The organism is Streptomyces sp. NPDC006384 (assembly GCF_042870695.1).
Taxonomy (GTDB): Bacteria; Actinomycetota; Actinomycetes; order Streptomycetales; family Streptomycetaceae; genus Streptomyces.
In genome coordinates this window covers 124,140-131,219 of the sequence record NZ_JBIAHR010000023.1, presented here as the reverse complement: position 1 = coordinate 131,219, position 7,080 = coordinate 124,140, and the positions used below count along the sequence as shown (strand labels likewise).

Here is a 7,080-nt window from a genome sequence, read left to right as displayed (position 1 = left end):
ACGGATGTCCGGTCAGGCAGCTCATGCGGCCGGGAAGGCAGCGGTGAGAAGGAGAGGAAGCGGGATCAGCACCCCCCGCTCCCCCCTTCTTACTGACTGCCTCTGTGCATCGGCCTTCCACCAGCCGGCGGCCGAACGGCTGTCGAGCCACAGGAAGGGGGCTTTCCTCCACTCGGGGGCTCGGCAACGGGAGGCAGGCGTCGACTCCGCACGGCGCGGCGGGTGCCGCGCCGTGCGCCGGGGAACCTCAGTGCGTCAGGTGCGCAGTTCAGCGAGGGCAGCGTGCACGCTGGTGCCCAGCAGCTTGGGGCCGTAGGTGGTGAGCCAGTCGGCAACGGTCATGCCCTTGGGCGCGCTGGCGAGCCAGCGGGCGACCTCCTTGTCGTCGGAGTAGGGGTCACCGTCGACGTCGCAGAAGGCGGAGTACAGGTCGTGCCCGGGAGCGTAGGCAGCGTAGCGGCCGAGGTGGGTGCGGTCGGGGTAGTGGACGAGTTCGAACGCCGTGTGCCGGGTGCGGGTGACGAGTGCCTCAGCGAGCGTGCGGTGCTCGGTGCCGTTGTCGATAACGATTTCCTCAGCGGTGTATCCGTCTCGCAGGACGGGGTTGGTGAAGGCGCCTTCGAGGTCGTGTTCCAGGCCCTGGGCAGTGAGGGCGGCACGGATGCCGTCACGGTCACTGTCGTGCGTGGCGTAGAGGGTCAGGGTCATTGCGGTGCGGTCGGGCATCGAAGCGTGTCCTTCTGTGCGTTGGCGAGACCGGGGCGGGCGGGTAAAGGGCGGCGTGTTGTGACGTCGACTTCCCCCCGCCCGGGGCCGTACTGGTGTGGTCAGTCGCGGGCGCAGGCGACGCGGGCGTGCGCGGGGTACTTGAGGACGAACAGGGCCTCGTTCTGGCTGCCGGAGCGAACCAGCTTGGTGTACTGGGGTCCGCCCCACACCGTCCAGCGGTCGCCGCCGATCTGCGGGGACCACGTGAGCGCGTACCGTTCGCCATCGGCGGTGTCGATCACCGCCTCGTGGTCGGTGTCGCTGGTGGTGTGGATGACGGCCTGGACGATGGTCAGGTCCGACACGGGAGCAGTTCCCTTTCAGGGGGTTGGCGGCGGGCGGTCGGAGGGTGAGGTGCCAGGCGGACGCCGGGGGCGCTCCGTCGCGACGCGGACGCCGGGGAGCGGAGCGCCCGGTTGGGGTTACCCCGCGGACGGCGTGGTTCGTCGGGGCGAGGCCGGAGACGGAAGAGAAGGGCGCCCCTGTCCCAGAGGTAGGCGAGCACCAGGGTGTGACGTGGAACAGGTCAGCCGCTCCGGCGGGGCCTGGCGGCACTCCACTGCTGCTTCTCGGTGAGGTCGGTGCGGACGCGCTTGAGCTTGCGCATGGCGGCGACCGCCTCGGGCGAGGGGTTCTCGACGTCGCGCATGCCGTGCGCGGCGGCCTCTGCCCCTGAGGCGAACAGTGGCACTGGGGAGACATAGTCACGGATCGCCTCGGCGGTCTCCACCGTGATCCCTCCCTCGATGATGCCCACGCGCAGCGCCAACAGTTCGTCGCCGTCGTGGCATCCGGCCCATCCGCCGCAGACCGTGCCCCGCTCGCTGTCGCGGTCGTGCACGTGGCACCGGAACACCCTGACGGGCTGCTCGTACGTCGGCCGGTCGTACAGGGGCAGCTTGGCGTACTCCTCCTCCGACCAGACACCGGAGGGGACGTCCAGCCGGTATGGGCAGTAGGTGCACGGGCTCGGCGCGGGTGGCTGGCTCGTCATGGTTGCTCCTCAGTGCTCGTGTCGGGTGCTGTAGTCCCAGTACGCGTCGCCATCCTCCCAGCAGGGGCGGCTGAGCCGGATGCTGAAGACGTAGGCGGTATCGTTGCGCGTACATGGCGGACAATCGGGACGTCGGTGGGTGCGGAGGAACTCGCAGAGGGTCAGGCTGGCGTGGGGGCTGCCGTCGGCGGTGCTGTCGGGGGGCACGAGCGGCTCGCTCCGGGGTAGGGCGGCCACTGGTAGGCGCCGAGCACCTCGGCTTGCGTCCACGCCCAGTTGGTGGCGAGGTGCGGGATGGCGGCGCGTACCCGGATGACGTCGGTGGCCTCGGGGATGAGGGCGCGCAGGCTGTCCACGGCGGGCGGGTGAAGGGCGGCGTGCTATGACGTCGACTTCCCCCCGCCCGGGGCCGTACTGGTGTGGTCAGTCGCGGGCGCAGGCGACGCGGGCGTGCGCGGGGTACTTGAGGACGCACAGGGCCTCGTTCTGGCTGCCGGAGCGAACCAGCTTGGTGTACTGGGGTCCGCCCCACACCGTCCAGCGGTCGCCGCCGATCTGCGGGGACCACGTGAGCGCGTACCGTTCGCCATCGGCGGTAATGACGTCCCACCATCCCCGCTGGGTGCGGGCCGTGATGGTGGCGCCCGCGATCTCGGGAACCTCCGGGCGCGGTCCGAACCGGCGCTCGGTGTAGGCGAGGTAGGCACGGGTCGGCACGATCGCCAGTACCGCCGTGTCCCGCCGGCTGGAGTGCTGGCGCCAGTAGGCGCCCGGCGCGCACCGGAAACCGGCCTTGCCCAGGGCCGTGATCGCCGCGTACGCCCCGGCGTCCTGCGGACTGCGGTGGCTGCCGTCCAGCTTGATGGGCTCGTGGTTCTGGCCCCCGTCAGCGCCGATCAGATGCAGAATCGCACGCCCCGAGATGGGAGAGACGTACACCTGCGCGCTGGTCGGCCGCGTACGCTCCTCCGCCTTTCGGTCCCTCTCACACGCCCGCTCTTCCGCCTGCTCGGCGGCCGTGCGCAGTGCAGGCGCCCCCTCGGCCTCCTGCTGCGCCTTGATCTTCCGCACGGCCACCGCGACCGCTTCCGGACGGCTGGTGATGTTGTCGGCGCGCAGTACCAGGAATGTCCCGGCCTTCGTGGTGGTCGTGGTCTCGGCGTAGCGGACGACCCAGCGACGCCGCACCCCCCCCCCGCCGGACAGGGGAAGAGACAGCATCGCGTGAACGAACAGGGTGACGCCGTGGGCTTCGAAGTCGTGGCCGGTGACCTCCTCGATAGCGTCGAAGGGAGTGCCCGGCGTGGCGAACGTGCGGGTCTTCTTCGTGAGCTTGGGGCCAGTGGTGTCGGTCACCGGTAGTTCCTTCCAGGTGGTGAGGTGATCCCGCGCATGCGGGCGGCTGAGCGCTCCTCGGCCCGACTCGATCGGGTCGCTGCTGGTATCGGTCGGAGTGGCTTAGGGGGGTGTCACCACTCCGACCGACTCCTGCAAACTAGCTTTTGTGAACCCACCATTCAATACATGCCATGGAACGGCCGCCCTAGAAATACAGGCAGCAGGGGCATACGGCAGCAACCCCAGGTCACCATTCCCTCTTACCGCCGCGCCGTTTTCAGGGCAGGTGGGGTTCGATCGGCCTGTGCGCCACGCAACTCGCGGCAGGCGGGCCGCGCCTTCGCCAGGGACGACCCGCGGAGCAGCGCGACCGGCTCCGCCTGGCCGGCGTCGGGCCGGTGCCGGTCCGGCGGGCGAGCCCCGGCCCAAGGGGGGCGGGGCGCTCTAGCCCCGGCGGCGTGCCGCCAGCCTTCGCCGGGAGCGGGGCGGGCAGGCAGTCCGGCCGGAATCTGTGCGCCCGCGCCAGGGGGTTACTTCGCGGCGCCGTACAAGGACTTCACCGTGTGGATCAGGACCGCCAGGTCACCCCACAGGGACCCGGTGTAGGTGAGGGGGATCTCGCTCTCCGGAACGTCGACGTCGTCGGGCAGGTCCTTCACCCGGCGGTACTGGGCGCCGAACCGCCCGTAGTCGGCGGCGGGAATGCTGTTGGTCTCGTTGACCGCATCCCAGATCCCGACATCGTTCCCGTCCGGCAGCTTGGCCAGGAGAGCGGTCACTACGAGACCATTGTCCGGGTGGTCCTCGGTGGGAATGCCGTGAGCGGCGAACGCGCGCTCCAGCACCTGGCCGAGGTTCCCGCCGAACACGCCTGCGAGATCGGTGCCACGCTCGGTCTCGGCGGTATAGCGGGCGACCGCCTCGGCAGCCCATGCCGCATCGATGTCGGCCGCGATGTCAGCGGGGATGATGTCCTGCTCAGTGGTGTCGTAGACGACGGTCCAGCCCGAGCGGGCCGACCAGCGCGGGCCGTACGGCGAGTTCGTCAGCGCCAGGTAGATCGCGGTGGCGTTGCTCAGGTCGACACGCAGCCCCTTGCCGTGAGGGTGCACGTTCAGGCCGTTGGCGGTGAGCTGAGACTGCATGGCCGTGATCGCCTCGTCCGGTCCGGTCTGACCTTCGGTCATGGTGTACGCCCTTCTCGGTAACAGGTGGGAATCGTGCGGGCCGGGGCGGAGCGGCGGGGGATTCACCACCCCGCCCCGTCATCTGCTAACTATTCTTTGCAGCATCACTATTCAATAGGCGGGCGACTCTCGCCGCCGAAACAGACCACGTAGAGGGGGGTGTGATGCTGCTCGGCCGCAGCTCACGCGCAGAGGGAAGTACGGCACCGGCCCGGCTGCCCGCTCCCCTCCTTTCTGCTGCCGCCCGCCGCTACGGGCGGCGCGCCCCCGATGCGGTGCCAGGCAGTGCCGCGCGCGGGCCTGAAGCACAGCGGCAGGGGCACACGCGGGCGGGGCGCTCCTGCGGCTGCGCCCCGCCGTTCGGCGATGTGGGGGTTCCGTCGGTGAGGTCGACGGTGAGGTCAGCGCCCTCGTCGGGGCGCAGCAGCTCGACGAGGGGGCCGAGCGCGGCGGCCAGGACCTCGTCGTCCAGATCGGCAGTCCCGGCCGGGAAGGGTCAGGCGTGAGCGGTCTGCTCGTCGCGGGCGGCCAGGGGGAGCATGGCGGCGGCCTGCGACCGGTAGTCCTCCAAGCCCTGGGCGTACGTCCCGGCCGGGGCGATCCAGCCGTAGCGGGCGGAGTGCAGGCGGCCCACCTGGAAGGTGTAGCCGAGCAGGCGGCCGTACTCGGTACGCTCGGCCTGGAACTTCTGGGCGTGCGGGTATGTGCGTTCCACGCTGGCGCGGGCCTGGTCCTCGGTCAGCTCATCCGGCTGCTGGCGGTCGCACAGGCCGCACAGGCGGGTGTTGGGCACGCCGTCCACCGCCTCGTCCACCTCCATGACCACGTACACCCCGCACACCCGGCACGGCACGTCGTCGCGGCGCACGCGGCGGCGGTACTCCAGCCGGTCTTCCAGGGTGAAGCGGAGCGGGCCGAGACTCACGCCGTCCAGGACCAGCCACACGTGGGCGTTGGTGGCCTCGTCCACCTGGAGGCTCTTGACCTCCATCACCTGGCCGTCGACCACGATCAGGTCGCCCTCCTTGGCGCGGCAGGCCAGGCCCCGGGGGCGCGGCGGGTTGTAGATGACGGCCGTGGTGTCGCGCATGGTCAGCTCCTCGCGGGAGCCGCGTCCGGGGCGGCAGCTGCCCGGGCAGGCCAGCATGACGCCCTGCTGACGGTCGTGCTGGGCGAGCTTGCCGGAGGGCAGCAGGGGCGCGGTGTGGTCGTCGTAGCCGCACAGGCCGCGCGGGCCGGCGTAGTCGGCGGGGCCGTGGAACGGCACGGCCAGGCGCTGGCGCACCTCAGCGGCGGCGGCCTGGGTGAGCAGGCCGGCGGCGCCGGTGTACTCCAGGGACCGCAGGGCGACGGGGCGGCCCTCGGGCTGCCACTCCCGCTCGACCTGTCCGGCGACCTCCAGCACCTGGGCGACCGGCACGCCCAGGTCGCCGGCAATCTCGGTGACCTGCACGGGCCACGCCTCGGCCACGGCGTCCCGGGCGGCGTCCAGGTCGTGGAAGTACCCGACGTTGGCCTTGCGGGGCTTGCCGTACGGGGAGTTGGCGGCGTACCGGCCGCGCCGGGTGTAGCGGGCGCCCTGGTCGCGGACGTCGCCCAGGTAGGTGCCGCCGCGCACGACCGCCCAGCGGCCCACGCCGTCCGGCTTGAGCTGGACGGTGTCCTGGTCCAGGGCGGCGGCCATGCGCTCCAGGGTCTCGGTGGGCTCGGTGAGCAGCTGGGCGATGTGGTCGGGCATGGGGGCCTCGTCCAGGCCGGTGCGGCGGCCGAGGCGGGCGGACCGCTCGGCCTGCCACCGGTACTCGCTGCCGACGCCCATGCTGATGACGTTGCGGACGCTGACCCAGTGGTAGCGGGCGCGGGCGCCGTGGCCGGTGCGGAACGTCCAGGCGATGCGCTCGCCGCGCTCGCCGTCCGGCTGGTCGACCGGCTGGAAGCTGTGGGCGGTGCTGTGGGTGCCCAGGACGAGGGTGCGGGCGGCGACCTCGGTCACCAGCTCCTGGCGTCGCTGCTCGGCGGCCTCCCGTCGCTGCTTGCCTTCCAGGACGACCTCCCGGGCCTGGCCGGCCGGGGGCAGGAGGGCCAGGCACGGGCCATGGAAGGCGGCCGTGCCGGGCTCGGCGAACCAGTCGCGCAGCTCCAGGAAGGCGCCGAACTGGTCCAGCCGGTCCTGGTCGTGGCATCCCTGCTCGTCGCGGGCGTACAGGCGCACGGCCAGGTGGTTGACCTGGATGCGGAATCCGGCGCGGCCGTCGGCGGCCTCGGTGGCGCCCGCCTCGGTGAGGACGGCCCGGGCGCGCTCGGCGATCACCTCGTTGGTGGCCAGGGCCTGGGCCTCCAGCCGCTGGCCGTGTTCGTAAGCGCCCTCGACTGCCGGGGCGAAGTCGGTGGCGGGGGCCTGCTCGGCCGGCTGCTCGGCGGCCAGGGCCTCCACTGCGCGCTTGCAGGGGCCGCACTCCTTGCGGCCGTTGGCCTCTCGCTCGGTCATTTCCCGGGACATCGTGCGTCCGCAGCCGATGGTGTTGGAGTGGAACTCGTCCTTGCGGACGTAGTGGACGGCGCGGCCGTTGCCGACCTGGGCGGGGGCGGTGGTGATCGCGGACATGGCGTAATTCTCCTTAGAGCGTGGCGAAAACAAGGGGGCGCAGAAAGCGCCTGGTTCACGTGGCGGGGGGGGGGGGGGGGGGGGGGGGGGGGGGGGGCGGGCGCGCGCGGGGGGGGGGGGCGCCCGGCGCGGGGGGGGGCGGGGGGGGGGGGGGGGGGGGGGGGGGGGGGGGGGGGGGGGGGGGGGTG

General features: G+C 72.0%; 7 protein-coding genes. All 7 read right to left on the bottom strand.

The genetic code is table 11. The annotated features are described in order from the left end of the window. Positions 1 to 255 precede the first annotated feature (255 nt). Positions 256 to 726, bottom strand: a complete 471-nt coding sequence (locus tag ACFYOJ_RS27830; protein WP_356559234.1) for a hypothetical protein — start codon at positions 724 to 726, stop codon at positions 256 to 258. A gap of 101 nt (positions 727 to 827) precedes the next feature. Then, entirely contained in the window at positions 828 to 1,073 is a 246-nt protein-coding gene (locus ACFYOJ_RS27825; RefSeq protein WP_356559232.1) for a hypothetical protein, read from the bottom strand. A gap of 221 nt (positions 1,074 to 1,294) precedes the next feature. Next, the gene (locus ACFYOJ_RS27820) at positions 1,295 to 1,762 is read right to left on the bottom strand and encodes a DUF6283 family protein (RefSeq protein ID WP_356559230.1); all 468 of its coding nucleotides are present in this window, start codon (positions 1,760 to 1,762) and stop codon (positions 1,295 to 1,297) included. Positions 1,763 to 1,923: 161 nt separating this feature from the next. Beyond that, positions 1,924 to 2,118: a hypothetical protein gene (locus ACFYOJ_RS27815; protein ID WP_356559228.1), complete on the bottom strand. Its 195-nt coding sequence runs from the start codon at positions 2,116 to 2,118 to the stop codon at positions 1,924 to 1,926. Positions 2,119 to 2,185: 67 nt separating this feature from the next. Then, the gene (locus ACFYOJ_RS27810) at positions 2,186 to 3,118 is read right to left on the bottom strand and encodes a hypothetical protein (RefSeq protein WP_356559226.1); all 933 of its coding nucleotides are present in this window, start codon (positions 3,116 to 3,118) and stop codon (positions 2,186 to 2,188) included. Between the two features lie 512 nt (positions 3,119 to 3,630). Further along, the gene (locus ACFYOJ_RS27805) at positions 3,631 to 4,287 is read right to left on the bottom strand and encodes a hypothetical protein (RefSeq protein WP_356559224.1); all 657 of its coding nucleotides are present in this window, start codon (positions 4,285 to 4,287) and stop codon (positions 3,631 to 3,633) included. Positions 4,288 to 4,783: 496 nt separating this feature from the next. Next, the gene (locus ACFYOJ_RS27800) at positions 4,784 to 6,892 is read right to left on the bottom strand and encodes a hypothetical protein (RefSeq protein WP_388598143.1); all 2,109 of its coding nucleotides are present in this window, start codon (positions 6,890 to 6,892) and stop codon (positions 4,784 to 4,786) included. Positions 6,893 to 7,080: the final 188 nt, after the last annotated feature.

Coding starts and splice junctions, on each gene's coding strand:
- ACFYOJ_RS27830 (WP_356559234.1), bottom strand. CDS start 726: ATGCCCGACCGCACCGCAATGACCCTGACCCTCTACGCCACGCACGAC.
- ACFYOJ_RS27820 (WP_356559230.1), bottom strand. CDS start 1,762: ATGACGAGCCAGCCACCCGCGCCGAGCCCGTGCACCTACTGCCCATAC.
- ACFYOJ_RS27805 (WP_356559224.1), bottom strand. CDS start 4,287: ATGACCGAAGGTCAGACCGGACCGGACGAGGCGATCACGGCCATGCAG.
- ACFYOJ_RS27800 (WP_388598143.1), bottom strand. CDS start 6,892: ATGTCCGCGATCACCACCGCCCCCGCCCAGGTCGGCAACGGCCGCGCC.